Genomic DNA, 19,615 nt, shown 5'->3' with positions numbered 1-19,615 from the left:
CCCTTGCGATATGCCCTTGGGCCGGACCCCTGTGTCCGGCCTTTTCTTGTCCGCAGGGCCCCCGTGAGGCTCCGTGTCGCAGCTTTGTCAGCTTGATGGGTAAAAAGTCACGCTGATATACTTTTCCGGATTGGATCGTGACCCGTGGCGTGATGAATGCCTGGTGCGAAAAACCGCGGGAACCTCACGTGCTCAACAGTCTTGCTTCCGGCCGACGTCTCGCCCTGCGATTGCTGCTATGGCAGCTAATCGCGGCGGTTATCGTGGGCCTCGTTTTTGCGATGTCGGGACGTCGTGAAGCGATAGCGGCAGCGGCGGGGGCGGTGATCGTGGCGTTGGGTACCGCGCTGCTTTCCGTGAGGGTCTTCGGTCAGGTGAGCGGGGCCGGTATGGCACTGGGACGCTTCCTGACGGGCATGATCCTGAAGTGGATGGTGATCATCGGGGGGATGATCGCGATCATGTTTCAATACAAATTGCCGCCGCTAGCCGCCATCACGGGGCTGGTGGTGGCTTATGCGGTTAATCTGCTGGCGTTCAGATTCAAGGGTTAAAAGATGGCAAGCGAGCCGCAGGGCGGTCTTACCGAATACATTCAGCACCACCTGACGCATTTCAAACCGGTGCAGATCAGCACAAACGGCTTCTGGTCGGTGCATATCGATTCGCTGACGGTCTCTCTGCTGTTGGGCGTGCTGTTCTGCCTGTGGTTCTGGTCCAAGGCCCGCAAGGCAACCTCGGGTGTCCCGAGCAAGGGCCAGGCCTTCGTCGAGATCGTGCTGGAGTTCGTCGACGGCCAGGTCAAGGACGTCTTCCACGGCGATCGCCGTTTCCTCGGCCCGCTGGCGCTGACGGTTTTCGTCTGGGTGTTCCTGATGAACGCCATGGACCTGCTGCCCGTTGATCTGCTGCCCTGGATCACCCATCAATTCGGTATCGGCCATTTCCGTGCCGTGCCCACCGCCGACCTTAACCTGACTTTTGCCATGTCGATCACCGTGTTGCTGCTGGTGATCTTCTACAGCTTCAAGGCGAAGGGTTTCGGCGGCTATACCCACGAACTCTTCACGGCGCCCTTCGGCTCCCATCCGCTGCTCTGGATCCCCAACTTTGTGTTGAACATCGTTGAGCTGCTGTCCAAGCCGGTGAGCCTGTCGATGCGACTGTTCGGCAACATGTACGCCGGCGAGCTGGTGTTCATGCTGATCGCGGGCTTGTTCAGCGCCGGCAGCTGGATTCTTTACGGCATGGGCATCGTTGGTTATGCGGTGTGGGGCATCTTCCACATCCTGATCATCTCGATTCAGGCCTTCATCTTCATGGTGCTCACCATCGTGTATATCTCGATGGCTCACGATCACCACTGATTCATTCACTTTTGTCAGAACAACTGCTTTTTTTCTTGAGGAGAACACCGTGGATCTAGTTGCTCACCTTGCCCAAGTCCAGGGCTTCACCGCCATCGCACTCGGCCTGATTATCGGTTTCGGTGCGCTCGGTGCCTGTATCGGTATCGGCATCATGGGCTCGAAGTTCCTCGAAGCCGCTGCCCGCCAGCCTGAGCTGGTTCCGCTGCTGCAAGGCCGCATGTTCCTGCTGGCCGGCCTGATCGACGCGGCGTTCCTGATCGGCGTGGCGCTGGCGATGTTCTTCGCTTTCGCCAACCCGCTGCTCGGCGTGCTGCACGGCTAATCAGCCGTTCGGGTGTTTCACTTCCGGATGCGGTCGCGAACTTGCGATCGCATCCTTGTAGCAATAGACATTTTTTACAGGTAACGCAGCGATGGAATTCAACGCGACCTTGATCGGCGAAATGATCGCATTCGCCATCCTGATCTGGTTCTGCGTCCACTTCATTTGGCCGCACATCACCAAGGCCATCGAAGAGCGCCAGCTGAAAATCGCTGAGGGCCTCAATGCCGCCGAGCGTGCGCATGCCGAGCTGAAGGACGCCGACAATAAAGTGGCGGCCGAGATCAAGCAGGCTCGCCAGCAGGCTGCCGAAATCATCGACCGCGCCCAGCAACAGGCCAACCAGATTCTGGACAAGGCCCGTGCTGATGCGGTGTCCGAGATCAACCGCCTGAAGGCGGCTGCGCAGGACGATATCGCTTCGATGGCGCAGCGTGCCCGCGAAGATCTGCGTGAGCGCGTCGGTGCCCTGGCTGTTCAGGGTGCATCGAAGATCGTGCAGCGCGAGATCGACGCCGCAGCGCACAGGGCGTTGCTCGACCAGCTTGCCGCCGAGATCTGATCCATGGCAGCCCAGGCAATCACGCTCGCTCGCCCCTACGCCCGCGCCGCTTTCGAGTTGGCGCAGGTGGATGGCGCACTCTCCGCCTGGTCGCAGGCGCTGGCTTTCGCTGCGGAAGTGGCGAAGGATCCGCGTGTGACCGCGCTGAGCACTGATCCGCGTGTGCAGCCGGCGCAGCTGGTTGCACTGCACCTGCCCAACGGTGACAAGGCCGACGGCGCGTTCGGCAAGTTCCTCGGGGAGCTGGCTGAAAAGCGCCGCATGACGCTGCTGCCGGAAGTGGGTGCGCTCTATGAAACCTATAAGCGTGAAGCCGAGTCGCAGCTGTTGGTGAAGGTCACCAGCGCGATGGCTCTGGATGCTGCGCAGGTTGAACAGCTCAAGGAATCGCTCAAGCGCCGCTTCAAGCGCGAGATCGAACTGGAAACCCAGGTCGATCCTTCGCTGCTCGGTGGTGTGGTGATCGATACCGGTAGCGAGGTGATCGACGGCTCCGCCCGTGGTCGCCTGGAACGCCTGGCCAGCGCCCTCGCGCAATAAGCATACACATCTAGGATAACGACCATGTCCAGCACCACCCTGAACCCGTCCGAGATCAGTGAACTGATCAAGAACCGCATCGAGCAGTTCAAGCTTGGCGCGGAAGCTCGCAACGAGGGCACCATCATCAGCGTGTCTGACGGCATCGTGCGCATCCACGGCCTGGCCGATGTGATGCAGGGCGAAATGATCGAACTGCCGGGCAATGCCTTTGCGCTGGCGCTGAACCTTGAGCGCGACTCGGTCGGCGCGGTGGTGCTGGGTGAATACCAGCATCTGCGCGAAGGCGACACCGCCAAGACCACGGGTCGCATTCTCGAAGTGCCGGTTGGCCCGGAACTGCTCGGCCGCGTCGTCGATTCGTTGGGCAACCCGATCGACGGCAAGGGCCCGATTGATGCCAAGCTCAGCTCGCCGATCGAAAAGGTTGCGCCGGGCGTGGTGTGGCGTAAGTCGGTCGACCAGCCGGTGCAGACCGGTTACAAGTCGGTCGACTCGATGATCCCGATCGGCCGCGGCCAGCGCGAGCTGATCATCGGCGACCGCCAGACCGGCAAGACCGCCCTGGCCGTCGACGCGATCATCAACCAGAAAGATTCCGGCATTAAGTGCATCTACGTCGCCATCGGCCAGAAGCGTTCGTCGATCGCCAACGTGGTGCGCAAGCTGGAAGAGAACGGTGCGCTGGCCAACACCATCATCGTCGTCGCTTCGGCTTCCGAGTCGGCCGCACTGCAGTACATCGCGCCGTACGCCGGTTGCGCCATGGGCGAATACTTCCGCGATCGCGGCGAAGACGCGCTGATCATCTATGACGATCTGTCCAAGCAGGCCGTGGCCTACCGCCAGATCTCGCTGCTGCTGAAGCGCCCGCCGGGCCGCGAAGCGTATCCGGGTGACGTGTTCTATCTCCACTCGCGCCTGCTTGAGCGTGCGGCGCGCGTGTCGGAAGAATACGTCGAGAAGTTCACCAACGGCGAAGTGAAGGGCAAGACCGGTTCGCTGACCGCGCTGCCGATCATCGAAACGCAGGCCGGCGACGTGTCCGCGTTCGTGCCGACCAACGTGATCTCCATCACCGACGGCCAGATCTTCCTGGAAACCGACCTGTTCAACGCGGGTATCCGTCCGGCCGTGAACGCCGGTATCTCGGTGTCGCGCGTGGGCGGCGCCGCCCAGACCAAGATCGTGAAAAAGCTGTCCGGCGGCGTGAAGCTGGCGCTCGCGCAGTACCGCGAACTGGCCGCCTTCGCGCAGTTTGCTTCGGACCTCGATCCGGCCACCCGCGCCCAGCTCGACCGCGGCCAGCGCGTGACCGAACTGATGAAGCAGTCGCAGTACGCCCCGTTGTCGATCGCCGAACTGGCCCTGTCCGTTTATGCCGCTGAAAAGGGTTATCTGGACGACCTGCCGGTGAACAAAGTGTTGGCCTTCGAGAAGGGCCTGCACAGCTTCTTCCACCAGAACCATGGCAACCTGATGAAGGCCATCGTCAGCACCGGCAACTGGAACAATGACATCGAAGGGGTCTTCAAGTCTGGCCTCGACGAGTTCAAGAAGACTGGTAGCTGGTAAGAAACAAAGGGTGTGCAGTCGTTCGAGACGAATGACTGCACCGCACGCCGGTCGACTTACCGAATCGGCATAGACCCCACAGGTTGAGGCAAACGTGGCAAGCGGACGCGAAATTAAAACCAAGATCAAGAGCACGCAGAACATGCGCAAGGTGACGCGTGCGCTCGAAATGGTCTCGGCCTCCAAGATTCGCAAAGCGCAGGACCTGATGAAGGCCTCGCGTCCCTATGCGCGCACCATGCGCAGGCTCGTTGCGCACATCGCGCACGCCAGCACGGAGTTCAAGCATCCGTTTCTGGTCGAGCGGGAAGAGGTCGCGCGCGTGTGCTACGTCGTGGTCACCACCGACCGCGGCCTGTGCGGCGGCCTCAATTCCAACTTGTTCCGCCGTCTGCTGCCTGCAGTACGCGAGTGGCAGGACAAGGGTGTGCAGGTCGACGTGGTGGCGATCGGCCAGAAGGCTGTGCAGTTCTTCCGCCGCATCAAGGGTGTCAACCTGATCGGCAGCACCTCGCACCTCGGTGAGCGTCCGAAAGTCGAACAGCTCATCGGCGTCATCAAGGTCGTGCTGGATGCGTACAACGAAGGCCAGCTGGACCGCGTGTTCCTTGCCTACAACGACTTCGTCAACACCATGACGCAGCGTCCCTCCATCGATGCCCTGCTGCCGCTGCCGGTGGTTGCTGCAGAAATGGAAGCGGCCGAAGGACAGCAGGGAGCCGGTACGCCGAGCTGGCCGGTTGCCGGGCTGAAGGTGGAGCAGTCCCACGATTGGGATTACATCTATGAGCCTGATGCACCGACCGTGCTGGAGCACGTGCTTGGGCGTTACATCGAATCGGTGGTGTACCAGGGCGTGCTGGAAAACCTCGCCAGCGAACATGCGGCGCGCATGGTGGCCATGAAGTCGGCGTCCGATAACGCCAGCAAGGTCATCGGCGAGCTGACGCTGAGCTACAACAAAGCGCGTCAGGCGGCGATTACCCAGGAAATTTCCGAAATCGTCGGTGGCGCGGCAGCGGTGTGAGTGCGGTCATCCGTGACCGCGAAGCTCAAAAAGCTGTGGCCCATCGCAGTAAGTTGTTAAGGCGATCATCCCTGATCGCGGAAAATCAAAAAGCTGCCATCCGTGACAGCACTTTTAAATAAAGAGCGACGCCCAGGCGGCGCTTTGACAGTAAAAACAGACACTTTTAAAGATCCATCCGGAGCATATCCATGAGTCAGGGCAAAGTTGTACAGATCATCGGCGCGGTTATCGACGTCGAGTTCGCGCGCGATCAGGTGCCGCAGGTGTATGACGCACTGAAGATCGACGGCACTGCGATTACGCTGGAAGTCCAGCAGGTACTCGGTGACGGCGTGGTGCGCACGATTGCCCTGGGCTCCACCGACGGCCTGAAGCGCGGCCTCGTGGCGCGCAACACCGGCGAAGGCATCAAGGTGCCGGTCGGCAAGGCCACGCTCGGCCGCATCATGGACGTGCTCGGCAATCCGATCGACGAAGTCGGTCCGATCCAGGCGGAAGACCATTGGGTCATCCACCGTGAAGCGCCGTCCTACGACGAGCAGGCGATGGCCAACGAACTGCTGGAAACCGGCATCAAGGTGATCGACCTGGTATGCCCGTTCGCCAAGGGCGGTAAGGTCGGCCTGTTCGGTGGCGCCGGCGTGGGCAAGACCGTGAACATGCTCGAGCTGATCAACAACATCGCGACCCAGCATTCGGGTCTGTCGGTGTTTGCCGGCGTGGGTGAACGTACCCGCGAAGGTAACGACTTCTATCACGAAATGCAGGACGCCGGCGTCGTGAAGCTGGACAACCTGCCGGAATCGAAAGTGGCGATGGTGTACGGCCAGATGAACGAGCCGCCGGGCAACCGTCTGCGCGTGGCGCTGACCGGCCTGACCATGGCCGAATACTTCCGTGATGAGAAGGACGAGCACGGCAAGGGACGTGACGTGCTGTTCTTCGTCGACAACATTTACCGCTACACCCTGGCCGGTACCGAAGTGTCCGCGCTGCTCGGCCGTATGCCGTCGGCGGTGGGTTATCAGCCGACGCTCGCCGAGGAAATGGGTGTGCTGCAGGAACGCATCACCTCGACCAAGACCGGTTCGATCACCTCGATCCAGGCCGTGTACGTGCCTGCGGACGACCTGACCGACCCGTCGCCGGCCACCACCTTCGCGCACTTGGACTCCACCGTGACCCTGAGCCGCCAGATCGCCTCGCTCGGCATCTATCCGGCCGTGGATCCGCTGGACTCCACCAGCCGCCAGCTCGACCCGCAGGTAGTGGGCCAGGAACACTACGACGTGGCTCGCCGCGTGCAGGGCATGCTGCAGCGCTACAAGGAGCTGAAGGACATCATCGCCATTCTCGGCATGGACGAGCTGTCCGAAGAAGACAAGCAGGTGGTGTACCGCGCACGTAAGTGCGAGCGCTTCTTCTCGCAGCCGTTCCACGTGGCCGAAGTGTTCACCGGCGCGCCGGGCAAGTACGTGTCGCTGAAGGAAACCATCCGCGGCTTCAAGATGATCGTTGACGGTGATGTCGACCACATCCCGGAGCAGGCGTTCTACATGGTCGGCACCATCGACGAAGCCATCAAGAAGGCCGAGGAGATGGGCGCCAAGAAGGCGGCCTGATCGACGGCCACACTTCCGGAGTCACCTGCCAGCAGGTTGACTCCGGGAAGATGGATCCATCCTTTCCGTCCGATCCGTCGGGCGAAGCGAGAGAGTTATGAGCACCATTCGTTGCGACATCGTCAGTGCCGAGGCCGAGATCTTTCATGGCGAAGCAGTGATGGTGGTCGCCACCGGCGAACTGGGCGAACTGGGCATCACGCCCCGCCATGCGCCGCTGATTACCCGCCTGAAGCCGGGCCACATTGATGTGGTGCTGGAGGGTGGCGAGCGCCAGCAGTTCTATGTCTCCGGCGGCATTCTTGAAGTGCAGCCGCAAGTCGTGACCGTACTGGCCGATACCGCTGCCCGCGCAGCCGACCTTGACGAAGCTGCTGCGCAGCGCGCCAAGAAGGAAGCCGAAGATGCGCTGGCCAATCGCACTGATGCGCTTGAAGTGGCCGAGGCCCAGGCCAAGCTGGCCCAGGCACTGGCCCAGTTGCAGGCGTTGGAGCGTATGCGCAAAAACCTCAAGCACTAAGCTGCTTTGGCCTGTTACAGCGAAACGCCGGCCTTGTGCCGGCGTTTTTGTCTGCGGCACCATGATCTCCATCCAAGGGGCAGGGGGCGCGGTCGATGAACCGGCGATACGGATTCAGGCTGTCATGTGTTTGCTCGTTGCCGGCTGCGTCGCGGCCACAAGACACAAGCCGAACACGGACGCGATGGCAAAAGGCAACATGTGCTGGAACAGTGCCGAGCCTGTTGGCATCCAGCGCGATCAGCTCAGCCACGATGCCAATGCCCCCGCACGACCGTCCGCGCTATGCCTCCAGCGTCGCCGCCGTATGCCCCTAGCGCGCCCGCACGAACGAGTATCCTTACGCCCATTGATCCCATGTGAATGCTTATGAGCCAGCTACCTCTGCACGTCATTGTTCTCGCTGCTGGCGAGGGCAAGCGCATGAAATCGAAGAAGGCCAAGGTATTGATGCCGCTGGCCGGCAAGCCCCTGCTGGCGCATGTGCTGGCGACCGCAAGAGCACTACGGCCGGCAGCGATCCACGTGGTGTACGGCTTCCACGGCGATCAGGTGCTGGCGGCGTTCGATGGTCAGCCGGATTTGCAGTGGGCCTTGCAGGCCGAACAATTGGGCACCGGTCACGCCGTAGGCCAGGCATTGCGAAACGTGCCGGAAAACGCCCGGGTTTTGGTGCTTTATGGCGATGTGCCGCTCACCCGCGCCGATACCCTGCAGCGCCTGGTGCAAACCGAAGGTGGCCTGACCATGCTCGCCACACGTGTTGTAAATCCGCAGGGCTATGGCCGCGTGCTGCGTGATGGCAACGGCTTTGTACGTGCGGTGGTCGAAGAAAAGGATGCGGACGACACGCAGCGTGCCATTAACTTGATCAATACCGGCATTCTTGCGGCAGAGGCCGCATCGCTCAAGCGCTGGATTGCCAATCTCGATCGCAACAACGCGCAAGGTGAGTATTACCTCACCGACATCTTCAAGCAGGCGTGCGCGGAAAATCGCGCCGCGCAAAGCATCGAATGCGACGACCCGATGGAAGCCGCCGGCGCCAACACGCCGTGGCAGCTGACCGAACTCGAAGATGCTTATCGCCAACGCGCGGCACAGGCCCTGGCTCAACAAGGCGTACGACTGGCCGATCCGCGCCGTCTGGATGTACGCGGTGAAGTCAAGGCGGCTGCCGATGTGGAAATCGATGTCGATGTGATTCTCGATGGTGACGTGCAGCTTGGTGAGGATGTGCGCGTCGGACCGTTCACGCGGCTGAAGGACGTGCAATTGGCGGCCGGCACCGTTGTGCATGCGCATTGCGATCTGGAAGGTGTTGTTACGTATGGCCCGTGCACCATCGGGCCGTTTGCGCGCCTGCGCCCCGGCACCGAATTGGCTTCCGGCGTGCATGTCGGCAACTTTGTGGAAACCAAGAAGGCTTACATCGGCGACAACAGCAAGGCCAACCACCTCAGTTATCTCGGTGATACCTTCATCGGACGTGGTGTCAACGTGGGCGCAGGCACCATCACCTGCAATTACGACGGCGTAAACAAGTTCGCCACCACCATCGAAGATGACGTGTTCATCGGTTCCAACAGTGCCCTGGTGGCGCCGGTAACCTTGGGCGCAGGTTCGACGATCGGTGCAGGCTCTGTGATTACCACGGATGCGCCGGCTGGAGAACTCACGATCGCAAGGGCACGCCAGACCACACTTCCAGGCTGGAAGCGTCCCGTAAAGCAGCCGAAGTAATCCATGTCGGTCACAGGGGTATTGGTGGCCCTTGCTGGATTGCCGGGCACCGGCAAGACGTCTATCGCGCGCGAACTTGCTCGCAGGCGTGGTGCCATGCATCTTCGCATCGACACCATTGAGCAGGCCTTGATAAAAGCCGCCGGGATCACTGGAAAAATAGGTCCAGAGGGATATTTCATCGCTTACGCCCTGGCCGAAGACAATCTGCGGCTGGGCCGGATCGTGATCGCTGATGCGGTCAATCCGCTTGCGATCACACGGGACGCCTGGCGAAACGCGGCTTCACGGGCGGGTGCGTCGATCATCGAGGTTGAAATTTGCTGCTCGGACACGGCGGAACATCGACGCCGCGTCGAATCGCGGACAGCCGACATCGCCGGGCTCGTATTGCCCACCTGGCAAGACGTGCAAAGCCGCGTCTACGAAAACTGGAATCGCGATCGCGTCATCATCGATACCGCGAATCTTACTGTGGATGCGTGTGTGTGGCGGCTCGACCAGTGTTTGTGTGCTGCGAAAGCGGCGCACTGATATCGCCGCGTTTCAGGCAAAGCGCCAGCCGTCAATTTCCACCAGCAGTTCACGGCGGCAAACGTCGCCATGCACCAGCAACACCGGCACACCCGGCAAGCGCTGTTGCAGAACGTCGCGTACGCGAGGCGCATCAACGGGATGGCGCACATAGGCCTTCAGCGGTGAGTGCGTGTCGAATCCGGCAGGCATGTCCGCCGTCGCCAGCAAGGCTTCGAGATTGGTCAGCGTTTCGTTGAGTTGCGCTTCAAGATCGCCTTCGTGCGCCGACGCATGGCCGACCACCGCCGCCGTGCCGGAAATCGCCAGGGCATCGCGCGCCGGCATCAGCATGGCGCGCGCAAAACCGGGCGAAGTGCGGCCGTACTGGCGCGGATAACGCCACGCGCTGACTTGCCGTGGGTTCTCGATGGCAAGCCCCTCATCGACGCTCGCCAGCAGGTAGATCTGCAACAGCGGCTGGTGATGGTGATGCCCGATGGCCGTGGCGGCCGGAAAACCGGCTGCGAAGAAATCGCCCAGGCCCGCCGCGCGACCATCGCAGAATTGCTTGTAACGCTCCGCGTCACCGTCACCGTGGTTGATGTCGCTGATGTAGTTCCAGATGCGCAACACGCAGCGTTCGTCACGCGTACTCATGAACTGGCGCAGTTGCGTATAGGCCTGGTGCGTCGCGCTTTGGGTATCGCCAACCGCGGACTCATTCAACTCAATCGCCGCAAACAGCCAGCCGCCACCGGCCGACCAGCGCACGTCGCCGTGACGGCCGCAGCTCACCTCGCCATCCACCTGCCATAGCTCGAGTGGGGCGGGTGCGTCGAAGCACTCCAACGCCACGCCCAGCCAGCGGGGATCGTCACTGTCAGGCGACCCGGCACCAAAGCCGAAGACCGCCAGCGTGCCAGGTTCGGCCAGGGCTGTCTTGGGAGCCGCCATGCGGTAAGTGACACGTGGACAACGCATTAGGCCCGGCTGGACCTGCAGGTTTTCGCTCGCCTGAACCATGCTTGCAACCAGGGACGACAAGGCCCCTATGTTACACTGGCCGGCCACTTTGGCCCGGGATTGGCCGCGCAAGCCGGAGCACCGAAACACGCATGCCGACGCAGACTGCCGCCGAACACGAACTGGCCATCCTGATTGTGGACGCCCTCAACCTGGAGACGGTCGATCCCATGCAGATCGATCCGCAAGCACCGCTGTTCGGCGGCGACCTGGGCCTGGATTCGATCGATGCCCTGGAAATCGCCCTGGCCGTTTCAAAGCGCTATGGCATGCAGCTGCGCTCGGACCATCCGGATAACCAGCGCATTTTCAGCAGCTTGCATGCGCTCTCCGAGCATATCGAACGGGAGCGAACTGTCTGATCGTGGGCAGGTTCTCACGTTAAGGCCTGTGACAGGTCAGCTCAGCATCATCAGTACAGTACTCCTAATCGGCAACTTCACGTGGACCAGCCCAGCTCGAGCGACCAGCGCTATCGAACGGTGTTCTGCGTAGACCCGGACCACCCGTGCCTGCCCGGGCATTTCCCGGGGCAGCCCTTGGTGCCTGGCGTGCTGCTGCTTGAGCTGGTGGCCAAGGCTTTGCGCGCATGGCGCAACCAGCGTATTGCGCGGGTACTGGAAGCCAAGTTCGTGGCGCCGCTGTACCCCGGGGAACAGGCTGAACTGCAACTGGGCGAAAAGGCAGGGCGCGTGCGTTTTGAAATTTTGCGCGACAGCCAGGTGCTGGCGCGCGGTGTGATCGAGGGCGCGACATGAGTGCGCACTGGCAAGAGCAGCGCGAAGGCGGCAGCCGGGCTTCACTCGGGCTGCTGATCCATGCCGCCCTGCGTTGCGGGCGTGGCTTCATTCTGTTCTGCCTCTATCCCATCACGCTGTACTACTTCCTTAAGCGCGGCGCCGAACGCCGTGCGTCGCGTGACTACCTCACTCGCTTGTTTGGCCGTCCGGCTACGGTGTGGCAAGTGCTGAAACATCTGCACTGTTTTGCGGTGACGATGGCGGACCGCATCTACCTGCTTGCGCATGGTGAGCGGGATTTCGATATTGAAGTGCAGGGGCTTGATCAACTGCAGCAATGCATAGCTCAAGGCCGTGGTGTGTTGCTGGTCGGCTCACATCAAGGCAGTTTCGAAGTGTTGCGGGCGCTCAGTGCGCGTTGTCCGGAAGTGCAGTTGCGGGTGTTGCTGGACAAGCAGAAGACGCCCGCGATCACCGAGCTGCTGGAGTCCCTCGCCCCGGAAGTCGGCGAGGCCGTGATTGACGTTTCGCGTGGTGGCGCCGCCATTACGTTGGCGGTCGCCGAAGCCTGCCGCGCCGGCAGCATGGTCGCATTGCTGGCCGATCGTGGGCGTGCCCATGAGACCCTGCGCAAGGTCGATTTTCTGCAGCAGCCTGCGCCGTTCCCGATTGGGCCATGGTTGCTGGCCAACACCCTGCAAGTACCGGTCGTGCTTTGCTTTGGGATGTATCGCGGTGGCCGCCGCTACGCGCTCAGCTTCGAGTTGTTTGCCGAGCGCGTGGAGATTCCTCGCGACGGCCGTGATCGGGCTATCGATGACGTGTTGCGTCGTTATGCGCAGCGACTGGAACATTACGCACGCCTCGAACCGTATAACTGGTTCAACTTCTACGATTTCTGGCAGCAGGACGAAGCACAGCCCGTCGCGATGGTTCGTGCAAACACCGTGTCTGAAGCGTGAGCACGATGACACAACCACATTGGTCGGCGCTGATTCCACACGCGGATGACATGCGCCTGCTCGATCATGTGATGGACTGGGACGATCGGACCATCCATGCCATTGCCGGGCGGCACGGCGTTCACGATCACCCGCTCCGTGACGCTGCGAATCTCCACGCTGTGCACATGGCCGAATACGGTGCGCAGGCATCGGCGGTCCATGGTGCTTTGCTGGCGCTGGCGCGTCAGGTAACGAGCCCACGGGCGGGCCGCCTGGTCAGCTTGCGTGACATGCAATTAAACGCCGAGTACGTGGATCTTTCCGCTGGCCCTCTCGACGTTCACGCAGAGTGCCTGTTTGCCGATGAACGTGGTGCGCAGTACACGTTCAAGGTTGAGCAACATGGGCACGGATTGGCATCCGGCCGTGTAGCGGTGATCTACACCGAGAGCTGATGCCCTAGGCAATGCGACAGGAATAACTGTCGTCGATCACCAGTGGCTGGGCGCGCGAGCGGTTGTAACTGGCACGAATGCTGCCGTAATGAAACACGCGGCCGACGGTGTACATGGCAATCCGCATCACGTCACGCACGGGACTGAAATGGCTTAGCCGAAATGAGCCTTCGTAACGCGAAGCGATCGGCACCGAAACGATGCCGAGTCCTTTTTCGCGGGATGCTGCGATCAATACCGCCGCCTCGAACACGAAGTTCTCCGCATTCAACTCGACCAGATCCAGCGCGCTGCGCGGATACCAGCGCTGCCCGCTCTGTGTATCGGCGATGGGTTGTGCGCACGCCCAGGAAATACCCCAGTCTGCGAAGGCGTTGGCTCGGCGCCGGCTTTTCGGCTGTTGTTCGCGTTGCAACAGGCGGGCGCCGATGACGATGTGATCCGGAAAGCGTTTGCCGACGTCGACCAGGCGTGGGATGTCTTCGGCCAGATGCTGGCCATCGCCATCCATGGTCACCACGGCGTCGAAGCCCCGTCGCAGTGCTTCGCGGAAACCGGTACGCAGGGCTTCGCCCTTACCTTGTCGTTGCGCATGGCACAGCAAGGAAACCGGCATGGTGTTGACGATCTCGGGTGTGCGGTCGTCAGAGCCATCATCGATCACGATCACCGGAACGCCCAGGCGCAGTGCCGACTTCACCACCCGGCCGATGGCTTTCTCTTCATTGAGACAAGGAATCAGCACACACCAGCGCAGGGTATCGTTCACGCATTCACCTCCATTTCGACCCGCAGTCCATGTCGTTCCGAAGCGGGCAATACGCATTCGCCACCTTCGCTGGCCAGCATGGCCAGCAACGGTAGAGAAGCCGCGGATGGGTTGTCGTGCGTCCATGTCACGCAGGCAGTGGGCAAGGGTGAATGTCGAGGAGCATCCGCAACCACGGTGAGCTTGAGACGAGGCAAATGTGCTTCGCTAGCCGGCGACAGGACCAACGCGCAGGCGAAGGTGAGCTGGCATCCGATGAGTTCGCCTAATGGACCGGCCCCGGCCGTATCGCTGCACACCAGCAGTACTGCACGCTGATCGGCACAAGCTTGCGTGGCGGCTTCCAATAAGCCGGCCCCAAAGCTTGCATATCCCGCACATACGGCGCTTGAAGGGGCGCGGCAATCCGTGGCGATGGTCCAGTAACCAGCCGATGCGTTATGCACGGAGTTATGGAAACGGGTGGGTGAAAGTTCACCGGGTGCCCGCGCAAGCACGCGGCACATATAGTCGGTGGTGGCCTGATCGCCGTAGGCCGATGCAAAAACGCAGGCCAGATTTTCAGCAGAGCGATGACTCATGGCGACAGCTTGTGAAGCAACTTCGATGGCAACCAGTACGCTTTCCGGTGCGCGACGACGTTCATTGAGCGACAAGGCGGAAGCAGTCGGGCGGGAAGCCGCTGCTGCCGGCGTGTCACCTGCGAACAGGCGGCGCAGCGCGTCGAAATCTGTTGCCTGCGGTGTCCACAGGCCAATGCCTTCTACTTGAACGTACAATCCGCTCATGCGCTGACATCCGTCGCTGTGCGCGCAAAAGCCAGGCAGGCATTGCTGCCGCCAAAACCGAAGGAATGGCTAAGTGCAATCCGCACCGGGCGAGATTCGTTGCGCCACGCAAAGTGTTGCGTGCAAGCGGGATCGGGTGAACTTGCGCCGGCGTTGCCCGGCACGAAATCCTCACGCAGTGCCAACATTGTGATCACAGCTTCCACGATGCCGGCTGCGCCCAAGGTGTGGCCAGTCAATCCCTTCGTGGAGCTGACCCGTGTTTGAGGCGGAAACAGGCGTGCAACCAGTGCGGCTTCCATCGCATCGTTCTTCTGACTCGCCGTGCCATGCAGGTTGATGTAGTCGACCTGTGCTACCGCGACGCCCGCGTGATCGAGCACATCACGCAATGCCAGTTCCGCGCCTCGACCGCTAGGGTCCGGTGTGGACATGTGATGAGCGTCACTGGATTCACCGCAGCCAAGCAAGCGCAATGCGGCATCGGGACGGGCATCGATACGTTCAAGCAAGGCGAAGCCGGCGGCTTCGCCGATCGAGATCCCGCGGCGTGCGGCATCAAAGGGGCGGCAAGGTTCGGGCGATACCAGTTCCAACGCGTTGAAGCCGAACAAGACGCTGTCGCACAGTGAATCGACGCCACCCACGATCGCTGCGTCAACGATGCCGAGCCGGATGAGTCGCTCCGCGCTGGCGAACACCTTGGCGCTGGAGGAGCATGCGGTCGAAATGGTCAGGCATGGGCCGCCGATATCCAGCACATCGGCGACAAAGGCCGTCAACGAATGCGGGTTATGGATGACCGGGCGACGCAGATCGGCAGGCAAGCGCTGATCGCCGTCGAGTCGCCGATAGCCTTCCTCGGTCGCGCCGATGCTGGCCGTGGATGTGCCTAGCAGCAGTGCGATACGTGCCGCGCCATAGCGCTGCCTGGCCGCCTGAACCTGTGGCAGAAAATGATCCTGGTTCAGGCCTATCCACGCCAGGCGGTTGTTGCGGCAATCCCATGGCGCATACGCATCCGGCAGGGTCGCCGACTCGACGCCTTCCACGCGGCCAATCCAGCACGGCAGTGGCGCATCGCCGAAATCGTTGGCCCGCAGCCCACTGCGCTGCTGCCGAAGTGCCTCAAGATGGGCGTCCAGGCCAAGGCCCAGTGCGGAGGTGGCGGTATAGGCCGTGACCGCGAGAGGAAAGGGTGTAACGAGCATGTCGTGAGCCTAGCGACGGGTCTTGGGCTTGCCTAGATCCCGTCCGAAAGCCCCGCAGGCTACCGTTCACCCTCCACGCGGCGTTCCCTCCACCTTCATGTGGAGATCACTTGCTAGGGCCTGTTAGCACGATTGGCGTAGCCCGCGTTGCCGAGGAGTGGCCACCATGCGGCAGCGCGCGGCTTGCCTTGGCAGCCAGCCAAGCCTGCGCCACGCACTACCACCTGACGACCACTCCTCGGCAACGCGGGCTACGCCAATCGTGCTAACAGGCCCTAAGCTTTACCCAAACACACGCTGATGGATTGGAATGATGAGCAGCGAGCAAGTCGAACGCGCCGAACAGTTTTTAATGACCTTGCAGGATCGGATTTGCGAAGCTGTCGAACGGATCGATGGGCAAGCTCGATTTGTGGAGGATGCCTGGACACGCCCGGCGGGTGGTGGTGGCCGCACGCGCGTCTTGCGCGATGGTGCGGTGTTCGAGCAATGCGGGGTGAATTTCTCGCTGGTGCATGGCGATAAATTGCCGCCTAGTGCGACCGCGCATCGTCCGGAACTGGCGGGCGGAAGTTTCGTCGCGACCGGGGTCTCGCTGGTGCTGCATCCGCGCAATCCCTACATTCCCACCACGCATGCGAATGTGCGGTACTTCGAGGCGAGCAAGCCGGGTGTCGAGCCGGTATGGTGGTTCGGCGGCGGTTTCGATCTCACGCCGTTTTATCCCTTCGATGAAGACGTGCGGCATTGGCATTCGGTGGCGCGCGATGTGTGTGCACCCTATGGCGAAGATATCTATGCCAGATACAAGCAGTGGTGCGACGATTACTTTTACCTCAAGCATCGCGGCGAAACGCGCGGTGTCGGCGGTTTGTTCTATGACGATCTGAATGAAGGCGGCTTCGAGCGCTGCTTTGCATTTACGCAAGCCGTGGGGCAGGGTTTTCTCGATGCGTATCTGCCGATTGTCGAGCGGCGCAAGGACATTCCTTACGGTGAACGTGAGCGTGAATTCCAGCTCTACCGCCGTGGCCGCTACGTGGAATTCAACCTCGTCTACGATCGCGGCACTTTGTTCGGACTGCAATCAGGCGGGCGTACCGAATCCATTCTGATGAGCCTGCCGCCGCGCGTGCGTTTCGAGTATGCGTATCAGCCGGAAGAGGGCTCGCCCGAAGCGCGGCTTGCGGAATACCTCAAGCCGCGCGACTGGGTTTGAATCCACGCGGAAACCACCGCATCACATGGACGGTGTCGCACCATGGAAGATGTTGGGCTTGGCGCCCTTCACCGGACCGATCTGCGCGCTGTCGCTGACGTCCAGCTGCACCGGGCGGCGGAAATCCAGCGTGCCGGTGACCACGGCATGCGGGCCGATCACGATATGCGGATCGTGGTTGGGCCAGCTCCAGCCGTGGGGTTCATTGACGAGGATGCCGCCTTCAACGCGTGAGCCGTCGCCGACGGTGATATCGCCGCTGGTCGTTTCGATGCCATTGCCGACATGCGCGTGATTGAGCCCGATCGAGCCATTGACGGTCGTCACATTGCCGGCGACATCCGCGCGGGATTCCATGGAAATGCCGCCATTGGTGGTTTTGATATTGCCACTCACGCGGCTGCCTTCATTCAGGGCGATATGGCCATTGACCGTGTGCAAGCCGCTGGCCTGGGCTTTATCGCCCAGATCCACCGAGCCATTGACCGTGCCGGCGGTCTGCACGATCGCTCCACCGCCGATATGCACCGAGCCATTGACGGTATGAACGTCTCCGGCATGTTCACCCGGGCCGACATCGATCGTGCCGTTGACCTTGTCGATATCCTGGGCCGCGGCGGCCAGAGGCAGCAGTAGGGCGAGGGCTAGCGCAACAAGACGCATTGGAAATACTCCTGGGTAGTGTCATCCCTAAGATGCTTCGGCTTGCTGGCGGGTTTAGCGTGACTTTCGGCAGGGTCAACCATTGACGGAGATGGGGTGCGGTCTCACCATTTCGCACTCGCCTCATACTTCAGACACGATCCTATGCATAAACTCGTCTTGATCCGCCACGGCCAGTCCCAGTGGAACCTCGAAAACCGCTTCAGCGGCTGGGCCGACGTCGATATCACCGAGCAGGGCGCGGCCGAGGCCCGCGAGGCGGGCGAGTTGCTGGTCCAGGCCGGGTATCACTTCGACGTGGCGCATACCTCGGTGCTCAAGCGTGCGGTGCGCACCTTGTGGCACGTGCAGGATGCGATGGATCTGATGTGGATTCCGGTGTTGACCGAATGGCGTCTCAATGAGCGGCACTATGGCGCCCTGACCGGTCTCAACAAGGCGGAAACCGCCGCCAGGTACGGCGAGGATCAGGTGAAGATCTGGCGTCGCAGCTATGACATCCCTCCGCCGGCGCTGGAGCGCGATGCCAATCCATCGCTGCGCGACCCGCGTTATGCCGAGCTCGATCCGAAACTGATTCCGGATACGGAATGCCTGAAGGATACAGTCGCCCGCGTGATGCCTTACTGGAACGAAGTGCTGGCTCCTGCGATCGGCGCCGGTCAGCGTGTGCTGCTGGTCGCGCACGGCAATTCGATCCGCGCGCTGGTGAAGTATCTGGACGGCATTTCCGACCAAGACATCGTCGAATTGAATATCCCCAACGGCGTGCCGCTGGTCTACGAATTCGATGACAACATGAAGCCGCTGCGTCACTACTACCTGGGTGATGCCGACGCCATCGCGGCAAAGATGGCTGCGGTGGCGAATCAGGGCAAGGCCAGGTAAATCTCCCGGTAAGAATGCATGACAGGCGTCAGTCGCCTGTCGTGCAAACAGGCCCTAAGCTGCCCGCACCTTTCCCGCACACAGGTAGCAGCATGGCACCTCATTTCACCACGCCCCTGATCATGCTCCCGTTGCTGGCATTTGCGGTGTTGCGGCGTGTGCGCAGCCAGTTCGGGCCGCAACCGATCCGGCGCAACAGAATGACCCTGCGTATTGTCATTTTTGCGGTGCTGGGCTGCGTGATCCTGGCGGCATCCCTGCACAACATCAGCTTGCTGGGCGGGATCGGCGGAGGCGTGATCGCCGGTGTCGCACTGGGCCTGCTCGGCTTGCGCTTTACCCGGTTCCTGGTCGATCCGGTCAAGGGCGACTGCTATGTGCCCAATCCCTATATCGGTACGTTAGTGACCATGCTGTTCCTGGCCCGTTTGCTCTACCGCTTCGCCATGCTTTATCCGCAAATGCAGGATGTCACCGGAGCGACGCCGCCGATCCAGAGTCCGGCCATCGGCCAAAGTCCGCTGACCTTGGCCATATTCGGTCTGCTGGTCGGGTATTACGTCTGCTATTTCGCCGGCCTGCTGATGCATCACCAGCGCGTCCTGCGCAGCCGGCCGGGGCAGCCGGTGTAGGCAGGGTCTAAGTCAGAGCGCGTCGTGATCCAGCTCGCCGGTGCGGATGCGGATCACCTGTTCCAGGCTGCTGACGAAGATCTTGCCGTCTCCGATCTTGCCCGTGCGGGCTGACTGGGTGATGGCTTCAACCACCCGTTCGAGCTGGTCATCCGACACGGCCACTTCCAGCTTGATCTTGGGCAGGAAGTCCACCACGTATTCGGCGCCCCGGTAGAGTTCGGTATGGCCTTTCTGTCGTCCGAAACCCTTCACCTCGGTCACCGTAATGCCTTGTACGCCCGCCTCGGCCAGGGCCTCGCGGACATCGTCCAGCTTGAACGGTTTGATGACAGCCACAACCAATTTCATGGAAATTCCTCATCAGGCCCCAACTGGCCCGGTTACGCGATGCGGAGCATACATTCTGCCTAGCTGAAAGCTAGCCTGTCCTATCTTGTAGGAAAATGCCTACACATTTTGGTGGAGCTCACTGATGGCGCC

At 61.4% G+C, this 19,615-nt stretch carries 24 protein-coding genes; 18 read left to right on the top strand and 6 right to left on the bottom strand.

Annotated elements, in window-relative coordinates; genetic code table 11:
- Positions 1 to 137 precede the first annotated feature (137 nt).
- The 11 genes from ISP19_RS03095 to ISP19_RS03045 all read left to right on the top strand — a co-directional run bounded on the left by ISP19_RS03095 (position 138) and on the right by ISP19_RS03045 (position 9,818).
- Positions 138 to 554 (top strand): hypothetical protein, encoded by a 417-nt coding sequence (locus tag ISP19_RS03095; RefSeq protein WP_284385289.1) that lies wholly within the window; start codon positions 138 to 140, stop codon positions 552 to 554.
- Between the two features lie 3 nt (positions 555 to 557).
- On the top strand, positions 558 to 1,367 hold the full coding sequence (atpB, locus tag ISP19_RS03090; RefSeq protein WP_204679731.1) for a F0F1 ATP synthase subunit A: 810 nt from the start codon (positions 558 to 560) through the stop codon (positions 1,365 to 1,367).
- Positions 1,368 to 1,416: 49 nt separating this feature from the next.
- A complete protein-coding gene (gene atpE, locus ISP19_RS03085) occupies positions 1,417 to 1,692 on the top strand; it encodes a F0F1 ATP synthase subunit C (protein ID WP_204679729.1) in 276 nt (91 codons plus the stop codon).
- A 91-nt stretch (positions 1,693 to 1,783) separates the two neighbouring features.
- Entirely contained in the window at positions 1,784 to 2,254 is a 471-nt protein-coding gene (locus ISP19_RS03080) for a F0F1 ATP synthase subunit B (protein ID WP_204679727.1), read from the top strand.
- A gap of 3 nt (positions 2,255 to 2,257) precedes the next feature.
- Entirely contained in the window at positions 2,258 to 2,794 is a 537-nt protein-coding gene (locus tag ISP19_RS03075; protein ID WP_204679725.1) for a F0F1 ATP synthase subunit delta, read from the top strand.
- Between the two features lie 24 nt (positions 2,795 to 2,818).
- Complete coding sequence (atpA, locus tag ISP19_RS03070) at positions 2,819 to 4,369, top strand: F0F1 ATP synthase subunit alpha (protein WP_204679723.1); 1,551 nt, start codon at positions 2,819 to 2,821, stop codon at positions 4,367 to 4,369.
- 94 nt (positions 4,370 to 4,463) lie between these two features.
- Positions 4,464 to 5,396 (top strand): F0F1 ATP synthase subunit gamma, encoded by a 933-nt coding sequence (gene atpG, locus ISP19_RS03065; protein WP_204679721.1) that lies wholly within the window; start codon positions 4,464 to 4,466, stop codon positions 5,394 to 5,396.
- A 191-nt stretch (positions 5,397 to 5,587) separates the two neighbouring features.
- Entirely contained in the window at positions 5,588 to 7,021 is a 1,434-nt protein-coding gene (gene atpD / locus ISP19_RS03060; protein WP_204679718.1) for a F0F1 ATP synthase subunit beta, read from the top strand.
- A gap of 97 nt (positions 7,022 to 7,118) precedes the next feature.
- A complete protein-coding gene (locus tag ISP19_RS03055; RefSeq protein WP_204679716.1) occupies positions 7,119 to 7,541 on the top strand; it encodes a F0F1 ATP synthase subunit epsilon in 423 nt (140 codons plus the stop codon).
- Between the two features lie 369 nt (positions 7,542 to 7,910).
- The gene (gene glmU / locus ISP19_RS03050) at positions 7,911 to 9,284 is read left to right on the top strand and encodes a bifunctional UDP-N-acetylglucosamine diphosphorylase/glucosamine-1-phosphate N-acetyltransferase GlmU (RefSeq protein WP_204679714.1); all 1,374 of its coding nucleotides are present in this window, start codon (positions 7,911 to 7,913) and stop codon (positions 9,282 to 9,284) included.
- Positions 9,285 to 9,287: 3 nt separating this feature from the next.
- Positions 9,288 to 9,818 (top strand): P-loop nucleotide/nucleoside kinase family protein, encoded by a 531-nt coding sequence (locus ISP19_RS03045; protein ID WP_204679712.1) that lies wholly within the window; start codon positions 9,288 to 9,290, stop codon positions 9,816 to 9,818.
- A 12-nt stretch (positions 9,819 to 9,830) separates the two neighbouring features.
- Here ISP19_RS03045 and ISP19_RS03040 read toward each other — a convergent pair whose 3' ends face one another.
- A complete protein-coding gene (locus ISP19_RS03040) occupies positions 9,831 to 10,823 on the bottom strand; it encodes a chorismate transformation FkbO/Hyg5 family protein (RefSeq protein WP_204679710.1) in 993 nt (330 codons plus the stop codon).
- Positions 10,824 to 10,915: 92 nt separating this feature from the next.
- On the opposite strand from ISP19_RS03040, the gene ISP19_RS03035 reads away from it, so the two are divergent.
- The 4 genes from ISP19_RS03035 to ISP19_RS03020 all read left to right on the top strand — a co-directional run bounded on the left by ISP19_RS03035 (position 10,916) and on the right by ISP19_RS03020 (position 12,962).
- A complete protein-coding gene (locus ISP19_RS03035; RefSeq protein ID WP_204679708.1) occupies positions 10,916 to 11,185 on the top strand; it encodes a phosphopantetheine-binding protein in 270 nt (89 codons plus the stop codon).
- 81 nt (positions 11,186 to 11,266) lie between these two features.
- Positions 11,267 to 11,581, top strand: a complete 315-nt coding sequence (locus ISP19_RS03030) for an ApeI family dehydratase (RefSeq protein WP_284385286.1) — start codon at positions 11,267 to 11,269, stop codon at positions 11,579 to 11,581.
- The gene (locus ISP19_RS03025) at positions 11,578 to 12,525 is read left to right on the top strand and encodes a lysophospholipid acyltransferase family protein (protein WP_204679706.1); all 948 of its coding nucleotides are present in this window, start codon (positions 11,578 to 11,580) and stop codon (positions 12,523 to 12,525) included. The genes ISP19_RS03030 and ISP19_RS03025 overlap by 4 nt, the downstream gene beginning before the upstream one ends.
- 5 nt (positions 12,526 to 12,530) lie before the next feature.
- Positions 12,531 to 12,962 (top strand): hotdog family protein, encoded by a 432-nt coding sequence (locus ISP19_RS03020; protein ID WP_204679704.1) that lies wholly within the window; start codon positions 12,531 to 12,533, stop codon positions 12,960 to 12,962.
- Positions 12,963 to 12,966: 4 nt separating this feature from the next.
- Here the strand turns inward: ISP19_RS03020 and ISP19_RS03015 are convergent, their stop codons facing one another.
- Genes ISP19_RS03015 through ISP19_RS03005 form a run of 3 tightly spaced genes read right to left on the bottom strand, consistent with a single transcriptional unit; the run spans position 12,967 to position 15,730 of the window.
- Entirely contained in the window at positions 12,967 to 13,731 is a 765-nt protein-coding gene (locus ISP19_RS03015; protein ID WP_284385285.1) for a glycosyltransferase family 2 protein, read from the bottom strand.
- Positions 13,728 to 14,519, bottom strand: coding sequence for a beta-ketoacyl synthase chain length factor (locus tag ISP19_RS03010; RefSeq protein ID WP_204679700.1), 792 nt, complete (start codon positions 14,517 to 14,519; stop codon positions 13,728 to 13,730). The genes ISP19_RS03015 and ISP19_RS03010 overlap by 4 nt, the downstream gene beginning before the upstream one ends.
- Positions 14,516 to 15,730 (bottom strand): beta-ketoacyl-[acyl-carrier-protein] synthase family protein, encoded by a 1,215-nt coding sequence (locus tag ISP19_RS03005; protein WP_204679698.1) that lies wholly within the window; start codon positions 15,728 to 15,730, stop codon positions 14,516 to 14,518. The genes ISP19_RS03010 and ISP19_RS03005 overlap by 4 nt, the downstream gene beginning before the upstream one ends.
- Before the next feature lie 313 nt (positions 15,731 to 16,043).
- Between ISP19_RS03005 and hemF the strand changes: the two genes are divergently transcribed.
- Positions 16,044 to 16,949: an oxygen-dependent coproporphyrinogen oxidase gene (gene hemF, locus ISP19_RS03000; RefSeq protein ID WP_204679696.1), complete on the top strand. Its 906-nt coding sequence runs from the start codon at positions 16,044 to 16,046 to the stop codon at positions 16,947 to 16,949.
- A gap of 21 nt (positions 16,950 to 16,970) precedes the next feature.
- Here the strand turns inward: hemF and ISP19_RS02995 are convergent, their stop codons facing one another.
- Entirely contained in the window at positions 16,971 to 17,612 is a 642-nt protein-coding gene (locus ISP19_RS02995; protein WP_204679694.1) for a DUF4097 family beta strand repeat-containing protein, read from the bottom strand.
- A gap of 144 nt (positions 17,613 to 17,756) precedes the next feature.
- Between ISP19_RS02995 and gpmA the strand changes: the two genes are divergently transcribed.
- Together gpmA and ISP19_RS02985 are read left to right on the top strand one after the other, a co-directional pair.
- Entirely contained in the window at positions 17,757 to 18,500 is a 744-nt protein-coding gene (gene gpmA / locus ISP19_RS02990) for a 2,3-diphosphoglycerate-dependent phosphoglycerate mutase (RefSeq protein ID WP_204679691.1), read from the top strand.
- Positions 18,501 to 18,592: 92 nt separating this feature from the next.
- A complete protein-coding gene (locus ISP19_RS02985) occupies positions 18,593 to 19,132 on the top strand; it encodes a CcdC protein domain-containing protein (RefSeq protein WP_204679689.1) in 540 nt (179 codons plus the stop codon).
- A 12-nt stretch (positions 19,133 to 19,144) separates the two neighbouring features.
- On the opposite strand, the gene glnK is transcribed toward ISP19_RS02985, so the two are convergent.
- A complete protein-coding gene (gene glnK / locus ISP19_RS02980) occupies positions 19,145 to 19,483 on the bottom strand; it encodes a P-II family nitrogen regulator (RefSeq protein WP_204679687.1) in 339 nt (112 codons plus the stop codon).
- Positions 19,484 to 19,615: the final 132 nt, after the last annotated feature.

Source organism: Dyella flava (assembly GCF_016904955.1).
In the GTDB taxonomy this organism is placed as follows: domain Bacteria; phylum Pseudomonadota; class Gammaproteobacteria; order Xanthomonadales; family Rhodanobacteraceae; genus Dyella_B; species Dyella_B flava.
This window is presented reverse-complemented; position numbering and strand designations above follow the sequence as displayed.

Excerpts from the sequence above, each read along its gene's own strand:
- ISP19_RS03005 (WP_204679698.1), bottom strand. The coding sequence starts at position 15,730 with ATGCTCGTTACACCCTTTCCTCTCGCGGTCACGGCCTATACCGCCACC.
- atpB (WP_204679731.1), top strand. The coding sequence starts at position 558 with ATGGCAAGCGAGCCGCAGGGCGGTCTTACCGAATACATTCAGCACCAC.
- gpmA (WP_204679691.1), top strand. The coding sequence starts at position 17,757 with ATGCATAAACTCGTCTTGATCCGCCACGGCCAGTCCCAGTGGAACCTC.
- atpA (WP_204679723.1), top strand. The coding sequence starts at position 2,819 with ATGTCCAGCACCACCCTGAACCCGTCCGAGATCAGTGAACTGATCAAG.
- ISP19_RS03020 (WP_204679704.1), top strand. The coding sequence starts at position 12,531 with ATGACACAACCACATTGGTCGGCGCTGATTCCACACGCGGATGACATG.
- glmU (WP_204679714.1), top strand. The coding sequence starts at position 7,911 with ATGAGCCAGCTACCTCTGCACGTCATTGTTCTCGCTGCTGGCGAGGGC.
- ISP19_RS03010 (WP_204679700.1), bottom strand. The coding sequence starts at position 14,519 with ATGAGCGGATTGTACGTTCAAGTAGAAGGCATTGGCCTGTGGACACCG.
- ISP19_RS03040 (WP_204679710.1), bottom strand. The coding sequence starts at position 10,823 with ATGGTTCAGGCGAGCGAAAACCTGCAGGTCCAGCCGGGCCTAATGCGT.
- hemF (WP_204679696.1), top strand. The coding sequence starts at position 16,044 with ATGAGCAGCGAGCAAGTCGAACGCGCCGAACAGTTTTTAATGACCTTG.
- atpD (WP_204679718.1), top strand. The coding sequence starts at position 5,588 with ATGAGTCAGGGCAAAGTTGTACAGATCATCGGCGCGGTTATCGACGTC.
- glnK (WP_204679687.1), bottom strand. The coding sequence starts at position 19,483 with ATGAAATTGGTTGTGGCTGTCATCAAACCGTTCAAGCTGGACGATGTC.
- ISP19_RS03055 (WP_204679716.1), top strand. The coding sequence starts at position 7,119 with ATGAGCACCATTCGTTGCGACATCGTCAGTGCCGAGGCCGAGATCTTT.
- ISP19_RS03080 (WP_204679727.1), top strand. The coding sequence starts at position 1,784 with ATGGAATTCAACGCGACCTTGATCGGCGAAATGATCGCATTCGCCATC.
- ISP19_RS03045 (WP_204679712.1), top strand. The coding sequence starts at position 9,288 with ATGTCGGTCACAGGGGTATTGGTGGCCCTTGCTGGATTGCCGGGCACC.
- ISP19_RS03035 (WP_204679708.1), top strand. The coding sequence starts at position 10,916 with ATGCCGACGCAGACTGCCGCCGAACACGAACTGGCCATCCTGATTGTG.
- ISP19_RS02995 (WP_204679694.1), bottom strand. The coding sequence starts at position 17,612 with ATGCGTCTTGTTGCGCTAGCCCTCGCCCTACTGCTGCCTCTGGCCGCC.
- ISP19_RS03025 (WP_204679706.1), top strand. The coding sequence starts at position 11,578 with ATGAGTGCGCACTGGCAAGAGCAGCGCGAAGGCGGCAGCCGGGCTTCA.
- ISP19_RS02985 (WP_204679689.1), top strand. The coding sequence starts at position 18,593 with ATGGCACCTCATTTCACCACGCCCCTGATCATGCTCCCGTTGCTGGCA.
- ISP19_RS03075 (WP_204679725.1), top strand. The coding sequence starts at position 2,258 with ATGGCAGCCCAGGCAATCACGCTCGCTCGCCCCTACGCCCGCGCCGCT.